Consider the following 1,379-nt stretch of genomic DNA (forward strand, 5'->3'; position numbering starts at 1 on the left):
CACCGGCACCACCGTCTGCTGCCCGTCGACCCGGCAGGTCGGCACGGCCAGGCGGGTCGGCGCGGAGGCGAAGCCGTGCCCGAAGCGCCCGCGATCGCACAGGAAATAGCGGTTGACCGCCGCGTGGTAGCGATTCATCACCCGCCGCACCGTGCCCTGGCGGGCATTGACGATGATGTTGCAGCCGACCGCGCAATGGGTGCAGACCGACGGCGCGCCGTCCATGTTCCATTTGCGGGCATAGACCCGGGTGAAGGGTTTGTCGGTGAAGACGCCGGTCGGGCAGATTTCGACCAGGTTGCCGGCGAAGCCGCTTTCGAGCGCGCCGTCGGCCTGGCGGCCGAAATAGACGTCGTTATGCATGCCGAAGGCCGCGAGGTCGGTGCCGCCGGCATAGTCGCGATAGAAGCGCACGCAGCGATAGCAGGCGATGCAGCGATTCATCTCGTGCCGGACGAAGGGCCCCAGGTCCTGGTTGCGATGGGTGCGCTTGTCGAAGCGGTAGCGCCGGACGGCGTGGCCGGTCATGACCGTCATGTCCTGGAGGTGGCATTCGCCGCCCTCGGCGCAGACCGGGCAGTCATGGGGGTGGTTGGTCATCAGCCATTCGATGATGCCGGCGCGGAACTGCCGGGCCTCGTCATCGGCGATCGACAGGATGGCGCCGTCGGTCACGGCCGTCATGCAGGCCATGACGATGCGGCCGCGCCGGTCGTCGGGGCCGGCATATTGGCGCACCGCGCATTGCCGGCACGCCCCCACCGAGCCCAGGTCGGGGTGCCAGCAGAAATAGGGCAGGTCGAACCCGTTTTCGAGGCATGCCTGCAGCAGGTTTTCGTCCGTGCGGGCGGGATAGGGGCGTCCATCGATATGGATTGTGGCGATATGGGTCGTAGCCATGGCCTGCCCCCCTATGCCGCCATGCGGCGCGGGCAGCCATGCTGCCGCAGATGGTCGAGGAATTCGTCGCGGAACAGGTCGAGCCCGCTGGCCAGCGGCGCCATCGCGCCCGGGGCGTGGGGGCAGAAGGTACGGCCCGGCGGGCCGATCAGCCGGACATGGTCGGCCAGAAGGTCGAGGTCGCGCGGTTGTCCCGTGCCCTCTTCGATCGCGGCGAGCAGCCGTTCGACCCAGGGCAGGCCGTCGCGGCAGGGCGTGCACCAGCCGCAGGATTCCTGGGCGAAGAAATGTTCGAGATTGCGCAGCATGCCCACGGGGCAGGCGCGGTCGTCCAGCAGGATGGCCAGTCCGGTGCCGAGCCGGCTGCCGGCCTTTTCCACCGTGGCGTAATCGAGGGCGATGTCGAGCGATGCCGCGTCGAGGAAGGCGGTGGAGGCGCCGCCGGGCAGGAAGGCGCGCAGCCGGTAGCCGTCGCGCAT

General features: G+C 69.0%; 2 protein-coding genes. Both read right to left on the bottom strand.

Annotated features, from left to right (window positions below):
• Positions 1-900 (bottom strand): 2Fe-2S iron-sulfur cluster-binding protein (locus tag HUK84_RS18400; RefSeq protein WP_218064459.1); only part of this gene is annotated, 900 nt, incomplete at its 3' end.
• An 11-nt stretch (positions 901-911) separates the two neighbouring features.
• On the bottom strand, positions 912-1,379 hold a 468-nt coding region (locus HUK84_RS18405; RefSeq protein ID WP_281362860.1), incomplete at its 5' end, for an NADH-ubiquinone oxidoreductase-F iron-sulfur binding region domain-containing protein.

Source organism: Nguyenibacter vanlangensis (assembly GCF_013376155.1).
GTDB lineage: Bacteria > Pseudomonadota > Alphaproteobacteria > Acetobacterales > Acetobacteraceae > Gluconacetobacter > Gluconacetobacter vanlangensis.